The organism is Micromonospora olivasterospora, from assembly GCF_007830265.1.
GTDB lineage: Bacteria > Actinomycetota > Actinomycetes > Mycobacteriales > Micromonosporaceae > Micromonospora > Micromonospora olivasterospora.
This window is the reverse complement of sequence record NZ_VLKE01000001.1, coordinates 1,860,031-1,874,464: the sequence shown is the minus strand read 5'-3', so window position 1 is coordinate 1,874,464 and position 14,434 is coordinate 1,860,031. Positions and strand designations below refer to the sequence as shown.

Sequence of the window (14,434 nt, the reverse complement as noted above, 5' to 3'; positions counted from 1 at the left end):
TTTTCCACGTGGTGGTCGTCACCGCCGGTCCCCGCGTGTCCCGGCGCGGCGTGCGGCAGGATGATCGGCATGACTGCGAGCGAGGGGCCCACCGTGGGGACGCTGGTCCTGTTGCGGCACGGCGAGAGCGACTGGAACGCCAAGAACCTCTTCACCGGCTGGGTCGACGTCGACCTGACCGAGAAGGGGGAGGACGAGGCACGGCGCGGCGGCGCGCTGATGCGCGAGCACAACCTGCTGCCGGACGTGGTGCACACGAGCGTGCTGCGCCGGGCGATCCGCACGGCCGAACTGGCGCTGAGCGCCGCCGACCGGCACTGGATCGCGGTGCGCCGGTCGTGGCGGCTCAACGAGCGGCACTACGGCGCCCTGCAGGGCAAGAACAAGAAGCAGACCCTCGACGAGTACGGCGAGGAGCAGTTCATGCTCTGGCGCCGATCGTACGACACCCCGCCGCCGCCCATCGACGACAACGACGAGTGGTCGCAGGTGGGCGACCCCCGGTACGCGCTGCTGCCGACGGAGCTGATGCCGCGTACCGAGTGCCTGAAGGACGTCGTCGAGCGGATGCTGCCCTACTGGTACGACTCGATCGTGCCCGACATCCTGGCCGGCCGGACGGTGCTGGTCGCCGCGCACGGCAACTCGCTGCGCGCCCTGGTCAAGCACCTCGACCAGATCAGCGACGACGCGATCGCCAAGCTGAACATCCCGACCGGGATCCCGCTGCGCTACGACCTGGACCCGCACCTACGCCCGCTCACCCTGGGCGGGACGTACCTCGACCCGGCCGCCGCCAAGAAGGCCGCCGCCGCGGTCGCCAACCAGGGCCGCTGACGCGACCGAGGGCCCCCCGCCGCGGCGGGGGGCCCTCGCCTCGGGTGCTCAGCCCGCCGACGGGGCGGCCTGCCCGGTGATCAGGTAGACCACGTGCTCACCGCAGTTCACCGCGTGGTCGGCGAACCGCTCGTAGAAGCGGCCGAGCAGGGTGGCGTCGATCGCCGTCTCCACCCCGTACGGCCAGTCGTCGCCGAGCAGCACCCCGAACAGGCTCTTGTGCAGGTCGTCCATGGTGTCGTCGTCGCGGTCCAGCTCGGCGGCGAGGTCGGCGTCCGGCTTGGCCAGCACCGAGCCGATCTTCACCGCCATCCGGTCCGCGATTCCCGCCATGTCGGTGAAGACCGGCCGCAGCTCCGCCGGGACGGCCGGCGACGGGTGCCGGCGCAGAGCCGTCTTGGCCACGTGGTCGGCCAGGTCGCCCATCCGTTCCAGATCGGCGGCGACGTGCAGGGCGGTGATCATCGCCCGTAGGTCGGAGGCGACCGGGGCCTGCCGGGCGAGCAGGTCGCAGACCCGCTCCTCGACGTGCCGGTACAGGTCGTCGATCTCGGCGTCCCGTTCGATCACGGTCTCGGCGGCCTGGCGGTCGGCGGTCAGCAGGGCGCGGGTCGCCTCGCGCATCGCCGCGCGGACCCCCTCCGCCATGTCCACCAGCAGCTGGCTGACGGTGTGCAGGTCGGCCCGGAACTCGTCGCGCATCATCACGTCCTGTGGTCGGTGGCCGCCGGACCCGGTGGTCGGGACCCGGCGCGGTGGTTGAGCAGGTGCGCGACCAACCGTAGGCCGGGGGAGGTGACCAGAGGTGAACGGTGGTGAACGACGCGGGACGGGTGAGTGAACATTGCCGAAAGCGAGGGTGGTTCGTCCCCTTCTGGGCGGAGCCAAGATGAACGATGACCATACGATCGCCGCGTGGAGTGGGCGGTGACGGTGGCGGTGGTCCTGGCCCTGGTGGCCGGGCTGGCCGTCGGGTCGCTGCTGCCCTCCCTCGTGCGGGCGTGGCGACGCCGTGCCCCCAGCGCGGGCGGGACCGGACTCCGGCTCGGGACCAGGGGGAGGCCCGCAGTGGTCGACGATCAGCAGGCCCAGCTTTCCGGCCTCGGCCGCAGGACGGTTGACTCGCTGCGGGCGGGCGTCGTGGTGCTCGGGCCCGACGACGTGCCCGTCCTCGTCAACCCGGCCGCCCGGGCGATGGGCCTGCTCCGCACCGGACCGACGCCCGGCTCGGTGGCCGCGCACCCGCTCATCCGTACCCTCGCGGGGCAGGTGCGGCGGACCGGCGTGCGGCGCGAGATCGAGCTGGACCTGCCGCGCGGCCGCGACAACGTCGGCCCCGACCCGCTCGGCGTCCACCTGCGGGCGATGGCGATCGGCGGCGGGTGCGTCGCCGTGGAGGCCGCCGACGTCACCGAGGCGCACCGGCTGGCCCGGGTACGCCGGGACTTCGTGGCCAACGTCAGCCACGAGCTGAAGACACCGATCGGCGCGCTGCAACTGCTCGCCGAGGCGCTGCTGGACGCCACCGAGCCGGCCGGCGCGGCCCCCGACCTCTCCGCGGACCTGGTCGCCGCGCGCCGGTTCGCCGAACGCATCCAGCACGAGTCGACCCGCCTGGGTCGGCTGGTGCAGGAGTTGCTGGAGTTGACCCGGCTCCAGGGGGCCGAGCCGCAGCCCGTGCCGGAGCCGGTCGCCGTGGACTGGGTCGTCGCCGAGGCCGTCGACCGTACGCGCACCACCGCGGCGGCCCGCCGGGTCGAGGTGGTGACCGAGGGGGAGCGCGGCCTGACCGTGTACGGCAGCGACACCCAGATCGCCACGGCCGTGGCGAACCTGGTCGAGAACGCCGTCAACTACTCGGGCGAGGACACCATGGTCCGGATCACCGCCCGGGCCGACGACGACCACGTCAAGATCGCCGTCGCCGACCAGGGGATCGGCATCGCGCCGACGGACCTCGAACGGATCTTCGAGCGGTTCTACCGCGCAGACCAGGCCCGTTCCCGGGCGACGGGGGGCACCGGGCTGGGCCTGGCGATCGTCAAACACATCGCGAGCAACCATGGCGGACGGGTCGAGGTGTCGAGCACTCTTGGTGGTGGGTCGACGTTCACCCTCCGGCTGCCCGCACTTCCGCCGGACGCCCTCCCGCCGACACCGTCGTCCGGTGGGATCGAGGCCGGTCCGGCCTGACTCCGGAACCCTGACCGCAATGAAAGGAAATGTGTTGAGCCGCGTTCTGGTGGTCGAGGACGAGGAGTCGTTCTCCGACGCCCTGTCGTACATGCTCCGCAAGGAGGGTTTCGAGGTCTCGGTCGCGGCCACCGGCCCGTCCGCCCTCACCGAGTTCGACCGGGCCGGCGCCGACATCGTGCTGCTCGACCTGATGCTGCCCGAGATGTCCGGCACCGAGGTGTGCCGGCAGCTCCGCCAGCGCTCGCACGTGCCGATCATCATGGTCACCGCGCGGGACAGCGAGATCGACAAGGTGGTCGGCCTGGAGATCGGGGCGGACGACTACGTGACCAAGCCGTACTCGCCCCGCGAGCTGGTCGCCCGGATCCGGGCCGTGCTGCGCCGGCAGAGCGTCGAGGCCGCCGAGCCGGGCGCGCCGACCCTCGCCGCCGGCCCCGTGCGGATGGACATCGAGCGGCACGTCGTCACGGTCGACGGAGCCGCCGTCCAGTTGCCGCTGAAGGAGTTCGAGCTGCTGGAGCTGCTGCTGCGCAACGCCGGCCGGGTGCTCACCCGGGGGCAGTTGATCGACCGGGTCTGGGGCGCGGACTACGTCGGCGACACCAAGACGCTGGACGTGCACGTCAAGCGGCTGCGCTCGAAGATCGAGCCGGAGCCGTCCGCGCCGCGCTTCATCGTCACCGTCCGGGGGCTGGGCTACAAGTTCGAGCCGTGACGGGCTTGATCAACTCGGTGTCGGCGACATGGCGGTGTCCGAGCCCTGCGGATGCCGCCATGTCGCCGACATGGGGTGGACCACCCGACCCGGCATCGTGGGGGCGGAATCGGCCGGGGTGGGGGCGTTGAACACGGGTGCACGGCCGAGGAGGGCGCCCCACGGGTTGGGGTGACCCGGGCCCCCGGGAATGATGGCGGGCCGCCGGTCGTTGTACATGGTCCCGGCGCCCGTGACGAGGCACCCCCTGCCCCGCGGTCCCGGCGCCCGTGACGAGGCACCCCCTGCCCCGCGGTCGCACCGGCCGGAAACTCTTCCCCCTTTCGAGCTTTCGAGCGCCTGACGGTGCTTGCGCACGCCTGCCCGGCCCCCTTGGCGGTGTGCGCCGACCCCCGAATGGAGCTTTGATCATGATGAACACGATGCTGCGTAAGAGCGTTCTCGGTGTTGCTGGTCTGGCGTTCGCCGGTGGGCTGGCCGCTGGTCCGCTGCACGCCACGAGCACCACCACCGCCTCGCCGGTCGAGGCGAAGCCGGTTGCCGTGGTGCAGGCCGACAAGCCCGACAGCGGCAAGCTGATCCCGCACGGTGTGCAGGGCCAGCAGTCGCGTATCGCCCTGAACGACGAGCAGACCGCGAACGCGAAGGCGATCATCGCGGCGACGAAGAAGGCCGGTCTGCCGGAGCGGGCGGCGGTGATCTCGATTGCCACCAGCCTGCAGGAGTCGAAGCTGGAGAACCTGGGGCACCTGGGTGACGCCAACGACCACGACTCGCTGGGCCTGTTCCAGCAGCGGCCGTCGTCGGGTTGGGGCACCCCGGAGCAGATCACCGACCCGGAGTACTCGACGACCGCGTTCCTGAAGGGTCTGCGGCAGGTCGACGGGTGGCAGGACATGCCGCTGACCGAGGCCGCGCAGACGGTGCAGGTGTCGGCGTACCCGGACGCGTACGCGCAGTGGGAGCAGCAGGCCGCCGACCTGGTCGCCCAGTACTGGAACAGCTGACCCGCATAACGAACAGCCGCCGGCCGGCACCCCCACACGGGTGCCGGCCAGCGGCGTCAGCGAACGACCTTGATGTTGAAGATGCCGGTGCCGAGCTTGCCGTAGAGGCGCAGCCAGAGCGGCAGCAGCATCTCGGTGCCGCGGGCGGTGGTGATGTCGCTTAGGTCGATCACGTCGGTGTGGCCGAAGTCGGCGAGCAGTTCGGCGACCGTCTTCTTGGCGTCCGGGTCGTCGCCGCAGACGAACACGCTGTGGTCCCCGTCCGCGAGCTGCCGCGGGTGGGTCATCAAGTCTGCGGTGAGCGTGTTGAGGGCCTTCACCACCCGGGTGCGCGGAAAGGCCCGCTGGATCCGCTCGCCCAGCGAGTCGTCGTTGAGCACCGACAGGGTGGGCGGGAAGCCGTTGCCGAAGTCGAGCGGGTTGGCGATGTCCAGCAGGACCTTGCCGGCCAGGTTCTCCTCGCCGGCCGCCGCGAGCGCGGTAAGCGAGCCCGCGCCGCTGGTCGCGTTCACCACCAACTCGGACCCGCGGGTGGCGTCGGCGTGGCCGGCCAGGCCGACGCGGGGGTGGGAGGCCGCCCAGTCGGCCCAGTCGCCGGCCCGGGTCGCCGCCACGTCGCGGGTGCCGACGGTGACCTCATGCCCCAGCTCCGCCGCCCGTGCGGCGATCGCCCGTCCGACCATGCCGGTGCCCAGTACTGCGATGCGCATGTCGAATCCCGTCCTCGGTGGGCGCCCCTCTACAAGCACTTCCCGAGCAAGGACGACCTGGTGCTGGCGTACCTCGACAAGGTCGACCAGGCGTGGTTCGGGGCGCTGCGGGCCGCCGCCCGGGACACCGGCGACGACCCGCGCGAGCAGCTCGTCGGCATGTTCGACGCGCTCGCCGGCGCCTGCCGTCGGGAGGGCTACCACGGCTGCGCCTTCATCAACACCGCCGCCGAGTCGCCCGCCGGCAGCCCGGTCCACGCCCGTACGGTCGAACACAAGAACCTGGTCCGGGCCTGGGTGACCGACCTGGCCCGGAGGGCCGGGGGGCCGATCCGGCGCTGCTGGCCCGCCAGCTCACCCTGCTGCTCGACGGCGGCCTGGCCGGCGGGGTGCTCGACGGCGATCCCGCGCTGGCCGAGGCGGCCAAGCGCAGCGCCCGCGCGTTGGTCGATCAGGCCACCCAGGCGTAGCGGCGCTCGGGGCGGCCGGCCACGCCGTACTTCAGCGTCACCTCGGCCCGCCCCGTGTCAGAGAAGTGCTCCAGGTAGCGGCGCGCGCTGACCCGGGAGATGCCGACCCGGTCGGCGCACTCGGCGGCCGAGAGCGTGCCGGAGTGCTCACGCAGGGCGCGTTCCACCAGCTCGGCGGTCTCCGGGCTGAGGCCGCGGGGCAGCGCCGAGGTGGGGATGTGCGCGGCGGTGCGGGACAGCACCCGGTCGACGTCGGCCTGGTCGCTGACGACGGCGGCGCGCAAGGCGGTGCGCCGGCCCGCGTACTGCTCCAGCCGGGTCCGCAGCTCGTCGAAGTGGAAGGGCTTGAGCAGGTAGTTGACCGCGCCGTAGCGGACCGAGCGCCGGACCGCCTCGGCTTCCCGTGCCGCGCTGATCACCAGGATGTCGCAGTCGTGCCGGGCCGCGCGCAGTCGGGTCACCACGTCCAGGCCGAACATGTCCGGCAGGTAGAGGTCGAGCAGCACCAGGTCGGGACGGAGCTCGTCCACCGCCGCGATCGCCTGCTCGCCGGTGCTCGCCGTGCCGACCACCCGGAAGCCAGGGAGGCGCTCGACGAACCCCCGGTGGATGCGGGCGACCATGAAGTCGTCGTCGACGACCAGTACGTCGATCATCGGACCCCCTCCAACGCGGCGGACGCCGACATCCGGGCGGTGAACATCGCGCCCTCCTCGGTGTTGCGCACCGCCACCTCGCCGCCCCGGCGCTTGCACACCAGCCGGGTGAGCGCCAGCCCGATGCCGCGTTCGCCGCCCTGCGCGGCCTTCGTGGTGAAGCCGTGGGTGAACACCTCCTGGGCCAGTTCGGGGGCGACCCCCGGCCCGGAGTCCCGGACCACGATCTCGACCGACGAGGCGTCCTGGCGCAGCTCGACCTCCACCCAGGCGGGGCGCTCCGCCGGATCGCCGCCCGCCTCCCGGGCGCCCGCCACCGCCTCGACCGCATTGTCCACCAGGTTGCCGAGCACGGTGGCGACGTCCGCCGACAGCTCCGGCGGCAGCCGGTCCAGCCCGGTCCGCTCCGAGATCCGCAGCTCCACCCGACGCTCGGCGGCGACCGCCGACTTGGCCATGAGCAGCGCGGCGACCGCCGTGTCGTGGATCCGGCTGGTGACGGTGAGGTCCAGCGACGCCCGGTGCTGGCTCAGCGCGTCGACGTACCGGACCACCTCGTCGTGCTCGCCGATCTGGATCAGCCCGGAGATGGTGTGCAGCTGGTTGGCGAACTCGTGGGTCTGCGCGCGCAGCAGTTCCGTGGTGCTCCGGAACGAGCCCAGCTCCTGTTCCAGCCGGGCCAGCTCGGTGCGGTCCCGCAGGGTGGTCACCGAGCCGAGCCGGCGGCCGTCCTTGACCACCGTCATCCGGTTCATCACCAGCACCCGGCCACCACGGACGACCACCTCGTCGCGGGCCTCCGGGCCGCCCGTGCCGGCCAGCACGTCTCGCAGTCGCCCGGAGATCCGCAGGTCGGCGAGGCTGCGGCCGATACAGTCCTCGGGCAGGTCGAGCAGCCGGCGGCCGACCGCGTTCACCAGGGTGACGCGGTGATGCGGGTCGAGCGCGATCACGCCCTCGGCGATGCCGTGCAGCAGCGCCTCCCGGTGCTCGGCCAGCCCGGCGATCTCGCGCGGCTCCAGGCCCAGGGTCTGCCGCTTGATCCGCCGGGCCAGCAGCCACGACCCGACCACCCCGAGCCCGCTGGCGATGCCCAGGTAGGTCAGGAGGTAGGACGAGGCCCCGACCAGCCGTTCCGACCAGGTCGGCGACGCCTCACCGACGACCACCACGCCCAGGTACCGGCCGACGTTTTTCCTGTCCGGGTCGGCGCCGAGCACCGGCACCTGCGCCACCAGCTCCCGGGAGCCGCCGATCTCCAGCTCGCCGGACCAGCCCCGCCCCCGCGTCACGTCCGGGTCGCCGAGCACCAGCGGGCTCCCCACCAGGGTCGGATCGGTCGAGCTGATCACCCGGCCCCGGTGGTCCGCCACGGTCACCGAGGTGACGCTGGACTGGGTCGCGGTGGTCTGCACCAACGGGGCGATGATCTCCCCGGCGCCCGGCTGACCGAGCCGCTCGCGCAGCAGCGGGCTCACGGCGAGCTGCTCGCCGAGGGCGGCGACCCGGCGCCCCTCGATCCGGTTGAAGGTCGCCGCGGACTGGGCCAGCGACACGGCCGCCACCGCCACCAGCACCACGACGATGATCGCGAGCTGGAGGACGAGCAGCTGCCCGGCGAGCGTACGGCGCCGGGACGTGACCGCGACCACAAAGACCTCAACTTCCGCTGGGAACAGAAGGCAGACGTGGGGCCTGCCGGGAGGCCACTATCTTGCCGCCGGACCCCACCGAAACGGAAGAGAAACAAGATGGCAACTCGGAGAAACGCGCTGGTCATGGGTGTTGCCGCCGCCGCGGCGATCGCCCTCGGCGGCTGCGGCGCCACCGCCGACAAGAGCAATGACGGCGCCGGCGACGGCAAGCCGGTCGCCGGGCTGCGGATCATGGTTCCCAACACCCCGGGCGGCGGGTACGACACCACCGCCCGGACCGCCGCGAAGGTGATGGAGGACGCGAAGATCGCCACCGGCGTGCAGGTGTTCAACCTGCCGGGCGCGGGCGGCACCGTGGGCCTCCAGCGGACGGTGAACGAGAAGGGCAACGGCAAGCTGGCCATGCAGATGGGCCTGGGCGTCGTCGGTGCCTCGTACACCTCGAAGTCGGCGGCCACGCTGACCCAGACCACCCCGCTGGCCAAGCTGATCGAGGAGGCCGGCGCCATCGTGGTGCCGAAGGACTCGCCGTACAAGACCATCGGCGACCTGGTCGCGGCCTGGAAGGCCGACCCCAAGAAGATCGCGGTCGGCGGCGGCTCGTCGCCCGGCGGCCCGGACCACCTGCTGCCGATGCAGCTCGCCAAGACCGTCGGCATCGACCCCCGCCAGGTCAACTTCGTCTCGTACGACGGCGGCGGCGAGCTGCTGCCGGCCCTGCTCGGCAACAAGGTGGCCTTCGGCGCCAGCGGCTTCGGCGAGTTCCTCGACCAGGTCGAGGCCGGCCAGATCCGCGTCCTCGCGGTGACCAGCGAGGCCCCGATCGACGCGCTCAAGGACGTCCCGACGCTGAAGGCGTCCGGCATCGACCTGGTGTTCACCAACTGGCGCGGGATCGTGGCGCCCCCCGGCATCAGCGACGCCGACAAGAAGGTGTGGATCGACGTGCTGACGAAGATGCACGACTCCGCCGAGTGGAAGGCCGAACTGGCCAAGCGCGGCTGGACCGACGCCTTCGTCACCGGTGACGCCTTCGGCGCGTTCCTCACCGAGCAGGACAAGACGGTGGCCGAACTGCTCAAGCAGCTCGGGCTGGCATGACCGGCATGACGACCGGTTCGGGTCGGGGCGGCGACGCGCCGCCCCGGCCGTACCCCGAAGTTGAGCCGGACCGGCCGGCGGCGGACGACGTGCCGCCGGCCGGCTCCCCGGAACCGGCGGTGGCGACCGAGCCGGCCCGGCACCCCGACCGCGCCCAGTACGGCGTCTGCGCGTTCCTGGCCCTGCTCGGCGGCTTCGTCATCGTCGAGGCGACGCGCATCGGGCACGCGGTGAACGCGGCCGACCCGATCGGCCCGAAGCCGGTGCCGATCCTGCTCGGCGTGCTGCTGCTCGTCGTCGCGGCGATCTACGCGGTGGACGTGTTCCGGGGCGGCGTCGGTGAGCCGGAGGCCGGCGAGGACGTCGACCTGACCACCCCGATCGACTGGCGGACGGTGCTGCTGCTGATCGGCGCGTTCCTGGTCAACGCCGTGCTCATCGACCGGCTCGGCTGGGTGATCAGCGGGACGATCCTCTTCTGGGGCTCCGCGTACGCGCTGGGCAACCGCCACTACGTCCGGAACCTGCTGATCGCCGTCGCGCTGTCGCTGGTCACGTTCTACACGTTCGCCATCGGGCTCGGGGTCAACCTGCCCGCCGGCGTACTGCAAGGGATCCTGTGATGGACAACCTGGGCAATCTGCTCGACGGGTTCGCCAACGTGGTGACCCCGATGAACCTGCTGATCGCGCTGCTCGGCGTGACCATCGGCACCGCCGTCGGCGTGCTGCCGGGCATCGGTCCGGCGATGACGGTGGCGCTGCTGCTGCCGGTCACCTACGGGATGGAGCCCACCCAGGCGTTCATCATGTTCGCCGGCATCTTCTACGGCGGCATGTACGGCGGCTCGACCACCTCGATCCTGCTCAACACCCCGGGCGAGTCGTCGTCGGTGGTGACCGCGATCGAGGGCAACAAGATGGCGAAGGCGGGCCGGGCCGCCCAGGCGCTGGCCACCGCCGCGATCGGCTCGTTCGTCGCCGGCACCATCGCCACCCTGGCGCTCGTCCTGGTCATGCCGCCGGTGGTGGCGTTCGCGGTCAGCCTCGGTGCGCCGGACTACCTGGCGCTGATGCTGCTGTCGTTCATCGCGGTGACCGCGGTGCTCGGCGCGTCCCGGGTGCGCGGCTTCGCCTCGCTGCTGATCGGTCTCGTCATCGGCGTGATCGGGATCGACCAGACCGGTCAGCAGCGGCTCACCTTCGGCATCCCGCAGCTCGCCGACGGCATCGACGTGGTCGTGGTGGCGGTCGGCATCTTCGCCGTGGGCGAGGCGCTGTGGATCGCCGCGCACCTGCGCCGCAAGGCGGGCGAGGTGATCCCGGTCGGCCAGCCGTGGATGGGCAAGCAGGACTGGAAGCGGTCGTGGAAGCCGTGGCTGCGGGGCACCGCGTACGGGTTCCCGTTCGGCGCGTTGCCGGCGGGCGGGGCGGAGATCCCCACCTTCCTGTCGTACGCGACGGAGAAGAAGCTCTCCAAGCACAAGGACGAGTTCGGCCGGGGCGCGATCGAGGGCGTCGCCGGGCCGGAGGCGGCCAACAACGCCTCCGCCGCCGGCACCCTGGTGCCGATGCTGGCCATCGGCCTGCCCACCAACGCCACCGCCGCGGTGATGCTGGCCGCCTTCCAGCAGTACGGCATCCAGCCCGGCCCGCTGCTGTTCACGCGGGAGTCCACCCTCGTCTGGACACTGATCGCCAGTCTCTTCGTCGGCAACCTGCTGCTGCTGGTGCTCAACCTGCCGCTCGCCCCGGCCTGGGCGCGCCTGCTGCGGATTCCGCGCCCGTACCTCTACGCCGGGATCATCTTCTTCGCCACGATGGGCGCGTACGCGGTCAACGCCCAGCCGTTCGACCTGTTCCTGCTGCTCACCCTCGGCCTGCTCGGCTTCGGCATGCGCCGCTTCGGCCTGCCGGTACTGCCGTTGATCGTGGGCCTCATCCTCGGCCCGCGCGCCGAGTTGCAGGGCCGGCGGGCGCTGCAGCTCTCCGGCGGCGAGTTGCACGGCCTGATCGGCGGATGGGTGTCCTGGCTGATCTACGCCACGATCGCGATCGCGCTGCTCTGGCCGCTGCTCCGCCGGTTCGTGGTACGTCCCCTTCGGCAGAGGATGGTGACAGCGTGAGCGCGCGGAGTGAGCCGATCTTGCGAGCCCCGCAGTCGCGAATCGAGGTGGCGCTGTGACGGTGTTGGTGGGGTATGTGCCCTCGGCGCTCGGTGAGGCAGCCCTGCGGGCGGCGATCGAGCAGGCGCGGTTCCGGGACGAGCCGGTGCTGGTGGTGAACACCTCGCGCGGCGACGCGTACGTTGACCCGCGTCTGGCCCAGGAGCACGACCTGGACCGGGTGACCCGCGAGCTGACCGCCGCCGGGGTGCCGCACAGCGTCCGGCAGCTCGTACGGGGCCGGGACGCCGCCGAGGAGATCGTCGACATCGTCGAGGCGGAGGACGTCTCGCTGGTGGTGATCGGCATCCGGCACCGCACCCCGGTGGGCAAGCTGATCATGGGGTCGGCCGCGCAGGAGATCCTGCTCCGGGTGCCCTGCCCGGTGCTCGCGGTGAAGGTGGACTGAGTGGCGTCCGGTGGCCCGAGGGTCCCCGGACGCGCCCAGACCGCGCTGCTGCTCACGCACACGATCGTGGTGCAGGCGGTCACCTTCATGCTCCGGCCGGCGTCCGCGTACCGGGCGTTGGAGCTGGACGTGCCAGGGGCCTGGCTGGGCGTGCTCGGGGCCAGCTTCGCCGTCGTACCGCTGGTGCTGGCCGTGCCCTCCGGGCACGCCGTCGACCGGTTCGGCGAGCGCCGGGTGGCGCTCGCCGGGTCGGCCCTGCTCGCCGCCGCCGGCGTCGGCTTCGTGCTGCTCGCCGGCTCCGTGGCCGGCCTGGTGGTGGCCACTATGCTGCTCGGCACCGCCCACCTCTGCGCGGTGGTGGCCCAGCAGGCGCTGGTGGCCAACCGCACCCCGGCCGACCGGTACGACGCCGCGTTCGGCTACTACACCTTCGCCGCGTCCCTGGGCCAGGCGCTCGGCCCCGGCCTGATCGTGGTCTTCGGCGGGGACCGCCCGATCCCCGACACCCGGGCGATCTTCCTCGGCGCCGCCGCGCTCGCCCTGCCGCTGCTGGTGGCCGCCGCGTTCCTCCGCCCGTCCGGGCACCACCGGGCCGCCGCCGGGCCGGGCGCCGGCGGGATGCGCGACCTGCTCCGCCAGCCCGGGCTGGTGCGCGCCCTCACGGTCAGCTGCGTCGTCCTGGCGGCGGTCGACATCACCCTGGTCTACCTGCCCGCCCTCGGCGCCGAACGGGGCATCGCCGCCGGCTCGATCGGCCTGCTGCTCGGGCTGCGCGCGGTCGCGTCGATGGCGTCCCGGCTGGGGCTCGGCCGGCTGGTCGCGCTGGTCGGCCGGCGCGCGTTGCTCGTCGGCACCGTCGCCCTCTCCGCCGCCGGCCTCGCGCTGCTGCTGCCGCCGCTGCCGTTCTGGGCGATGGCCGTGGTCGTCACTGTCGCCGGCCTCGGGCTCGGTGCCGGCCAGCCGCTGACCATGTCGTTCCTCGCCGAGGTGGCGCCGCCCGGGCTGCGCGGCCGGGCGATGTCCCTGCGGCTCACCGGCAACCGGCTCGGCCAGGTGCTGATCCCCAGCGCCGCCGGCGTCCTGGCGGCCGGCGCCGGGGCGGCCGGGGTGCTCGCCTGCACCGCGGCGGGGCTGGCCGGCGCGGCGGTCGCCGCCACCGGCCTGCACCGTTCGCCGCCCGCGGATCCCGAAACCGACCCTGACTGAAAGGACCCACCATGGACACGCCCTCGACCGCCGACCTCTACGACCGGTACGGCGACGTTCTCGGCTCGTGCGACGCCCAACTGCGCCAGTTCGGCGCCGTCCGGGCCTTCGGCGGGCCGGCCGTGACCGTGCGTTGCTTCGAGGACAACGCCCTGGTGAAGTCGATCGTCTCCGAATCGGGGGAGGGCCGGGTCCTGGTGGTGGACGGCGGCGGCTCGCTGCACACCGCCCTGATGGGCGACCTCATCGCCGGGGCCGCGGCGGAGAACGGCTGGGCGGGCGTGGTGATCAACGGCGCGGTCCGCGACGTCGCCGCCCTGCGGACGCTGCCCATCGGCATCAAGGCGCTCGGCTCGAATCCGCGCAAGAGCGGCAAGACCGGTGCCGGCGAGCGGGACGTGCCGGTGTTCTTCGGCAGCTGCGTCTTCGCGCCCGGCGCGGAGGTCTACAGCGACGACGACGGCATCGTCGTCCTGCCCGCGCGGGCGTAGGGCAGTCAGCCCTCGGTGGCGGGGTGGGGGGCGACCTGGCCCTGGCGCAGCCGGGCCGCGCACAGGGCGGCCAGCTCCTCGTACGCGGGCGCGCCGATCAGCGCCGTCAGCTCCGGGCCGTACGAGACGTACATCGGCTCGGCGCCGACGTGCGCGTCCGTCGACGAGGTGCACCACCAGTCCAGGTCGTGCCCGCCGGCCCCCCAACCCCGCCGGTCGAACTCCGACAGCGTGGAGACCAGCACCTTCGTGTTGTCCGGCCTTTTCTGCCAATCCTGGTCCCGCCGGATCGGCAGCTGCCAGCACACGTCCGGCTTGTATTCCAGCGGGTGCGCCCCGTCGCGCAGCGCCTGGGCGTGCAGGGCGCAGCCGCCCCCGCCCGGGAAGTCGGCGTCGTTGAGGAAGACGCACGGGGAGTCGGCGTCCCGGGTGGCCGTGCGCCGGGCCGGGGTCTTGCCGTCGACGGTGTCGTTCTCGGTCCAGTTTCTGAACCCGCGCCGGTAGTGCTGCCAGGTCTGCGGGGTGAGCCGCTTCACCGCGGCCCGGACCCGCTTCTCGTCGTCCGAGTCGGTGAAGAACGCACCGTGCGAGCAGCAGCCGTCCGCCGCCCGGCCGGCGATGATGCCGTGGCAGCCCTTCCCGAACAGGCACGTCCAGCGGGACAACAGCCAGGTCAGGTCCGCCCGGACGACGTGCTTCGCGTCGGCCGGGTCGACGAACTCGATCCACTCCCGCGGGAAGTCCAGCTCCACCTCGCGGCTGCGCGGATCGTCGGGGTCGTCCACCAGCACCCGCAGCTCCATCTGGCCCGTCACCC

At 72.6% G+C, this 14,434-nt stretch carries 15 protein-coding genes; 10 read left to right on the top strand and 5 right to left on the bottom strand.

Annotation, left to right across the window (positions count from 1 at the left end; all coding sequences use genetic code 11):
* Positions 1-69 precede the first annotated feature (69 nt).
* Positions 70-837, top strand: coding sequence for a phosphoglyceromutase (locus JD77_RS08560; RefSeq protein ID WP_145773794.1), 768 nt, complete (start codon positions 70-72; stop codon positions 835-837).
* 48 nt (positions 838-885) lie between these two features.
* On the opposite strand, the gene phoU is transcribed toward JD77_RS08560, so the two are convergent.
* Positions 886-1,539: a phosphate signaling complex protein PhoU gene (phoU, locus tag JD77_RS08555; protein WP_145773793.1), complete on the bottom strand. Its 654-nt coding sequence runs from the start codon at positions 1,537-1,539 to the stop codon at positions 886-888.
* A gap of 213 nt (positions 1,540-1,752) precedes the next feature.
* Between phoU and JD77_RS08550 the strand changes: the two genes are divergently transcribed.
* From JD77_RS08550 to JD77_RS08540, 3 genes are all read left to right on the top strand, one after another.
* Positions 1,753-3,030, top strand: a complete 1,278-nt coding sequence (locus JD77_RS08550; protein ID WP_211372513.1) for a sensor histidine kinase — start codon at positions 1,753-1,755, stop codon at positions 3,028-3,030.
* Between the two features lie 34 nt (positions 3,031-3,064).
* On the top strand, positions 3,065-3,748 hold the full coding sequence (locus tag JD77_RS08545; RefSeq protein ID WP_145773792.1) for a response regulator transcription factor: 684 nt from the start codon (positions 3,065-3,067) through the stop codon (positions 3,746-3,748).
* Between the two features lie 413 nt (positions 3,749-4,161).
* On the top strand, positions 4,162-4,755 hold the full coding sequence (locus tag JD77_RS08540) for a hypothetical protein (protein ID WP_145777481.1): 594 nt from the start codon (positions 4,162-4,164) through the stop codon (positions 4,753-4,755).
* A 56-nt stretch (positions 4,756-4,811) separates the two neighbouring features.
* Here the strand turns inward: JD77_RS08540 and JD77_RS08535 are convergent, their stop codons facing one another.
* The 3 genes from JD77_RS08535 to JD77_RS08520 all read right to left on the bottom strand — a co-directional run bounded on the left by JD77_RS08535 (position 4,812) and on the right by JD77_RS08520 (position 8,243).
* Positions 4,812-5,669, bottom strand: a complete 858-nt coding sequence (locus tag JD77_RS08535; RefSeq protein ID WP_246140575.1) for an NADPH-dependent F420 reductase — start codon at positions 5,667-5,669, stop codon at positions 4,812-4,814.
* Positions 5,670-5,916: 247 nt separating this feature from the next.
* Positions 5,917-6,591 carry a response regulator gene (locus tag JD77_RS08525; protein ID WP_145773790.1) on the bottom strand — a complete coding sequence of 225 codons (675 nt, stop codon included), beginning with the start codon at positions 6,589-6,591 and terminating at the stop codon, positions 5,917-5,919.
* Positions 6,588-8,243 (bottom strand): sensor histidine kinase, encoded by a 1,656-nt coding sequence (locus JD77_RS08520; RefSeq protein WP_145773789.1) that lies wholly within the window; start codon positions 8,241-8,243, stop codon positions 6,588-6,590. The genes JD77_RS08525 and JD77_RS08520 overlap by 4 nt, the downstream gene beginning before the upstream one ends.
* 99 nt (positions 8,244-8,342) lie before the next feature.
* Between JD77_RS08520 and JD77_RS08515 the strand changes: the two genes are divergently transcribed.
* From JD77_RS08515 to rraA, 6 genes are read left to right on the top strand one after another with little or no spacing between them, the layout of a single operon-like run.
* A complete protein-coding gene (locus JD77_RS08515) occupies positions 8,343-9,347 on the top strand; it encodes a Bug family tripartite tricarboxylate transporter substrate binding protein (protein ID WP_145773788.1) in 1,005 nt (334 codons plus the stop codon).
* 5 nt (positions 9,348-9,352) lie between these two features.
* The gene (locus tag JD77_RS08510; protein WP_246140574.1) at positions 9,353-9,970 is read left to right on the top strand and encodes a tripartite tricarboxylate transporter TctB family protein; all 618 of its coding nucleotides are present in this window, start codon (positions 9,353-9,355) and stop codon (positions 9,968-9,970) included.
* The gene (locus JD77_RS08505) at positions 9,970-11,472 is read left to right on the top strand and encodes a tripartite tricarboxylate transporter permease (protein ID WP_145773786.1); all 1,503 of its coding nucleotides are present in this window, start codon (positions 9,970-9,972) and stop codon (positions 11,470-11,472) included. The genes JD77_RS08510 and JD77_RS08505 overlap by 1 nt, the downstream gene beginning before the upstream one ends.
* Positions 11,473-11,527: 55 nt before the next feature.
* Positions 11,528-11,920, top strand: a complete 393-nt coding sequence (locus tag JD77_RS08500) for a universal stress protein (RefSeq protein ID WP_145773785.1) — start codon at positions 11,528-11,530, stop codon at positions 11,918-11,920.
* Entirely contained in the window at positions 11,921-13,126 is a 1,206-nt protein-coding gene (locus JD77_RS08495; protein WP_211372511.1) for an MFS transporter, read from the top strand.
* Positions 13,127-13,137: 11 nt separating this feature from the next.
* Positions 13,138-13,617, top strand: a complete 480-nt coding sequence (rraA, locus tag JD77_RS08490) for a ribonuclease E activity regulator RraA (protein WP_145773784.1) — start codon at positions 13,138-13,140, stop codon at positions 13,615-13,617.
* A gap of 5 nt (positions 13,618-13,622) precedes the next feature.
* On the opposite strand, the gene JD77_RS08485 is transcribed toward rraA, so the two are convergent.
* Positions 13,623-14,432 (bottom strand): DUF3109 family protein, encoded by an 810-nt coding sequence (locus JD77_RS08485; protein WP_145773783.1) that lies wholly within the window; start codon positions 14,430-14,432, stop codon positions 13,623-13,625.
* Positions 14,433-14,434: the final 2 nt, after the last annotated feature.

Excerpts from the sequence above, each read along its gene's own strand:
- JD77_RS08515 (WP_145773788.1), top strand. The coding sequence starts at position 8,343 with ATGGCAACTCGGAGAAACGCGCTGGTCATGGGTGTTGCCGCCGCCGCG.
- JD77_RS08525 (WP_145773790.1), bottom strand. The coding sequence starts at position 6,591 with ATGATCGACGTACTGGTCGTCGACGACGACTTCATGGTCGCCCGCATC.
- phoU (WP_145773793.1), bottom strand. The coding sequence starts at position 1,539 with ATGCGCGACGAGTTCCGGGCCGACCTGCACACCGTCAGCCAGCTGCTG.
- rraA (WP_145773784.1), top strand. The coding sequence starts at position 13,138 with ATGGACACGCCCTCGACCGCCGACCTCTACGACCGGTACGGCGACGTT.
- JD77_RS08540 (WP_145777481.1), top strand. The coding sequence starts at position 4,162 with ATGAACACGATGCTGCGTAAGAGCGTTCTCGGTGTTGCTGGTCTGGCG.
- JD77_RS08510 (WP_246140574.1), top strand. The coding sequence starts at position 9,353 with ATGACGACCGGTTCGGGTCGGGGCGGCGACGCGCCGCCCCGGCCGTAC.
- JD77_RS08560 (WP_145773794.1), top strand. The coding sequence starts at position 70 with ATGACTGCGAGCGAGGGGCCCACCGTGGGGACGCTGGTCCTGTTGCGG.
- JD77_RS08505 (WP_145773786.1), top strand. The coding sequence starts at position 9,970 with ATGGACAACCTGGGCAATCTGCTCGACGGGTTCGCCAACGTGGTGACC.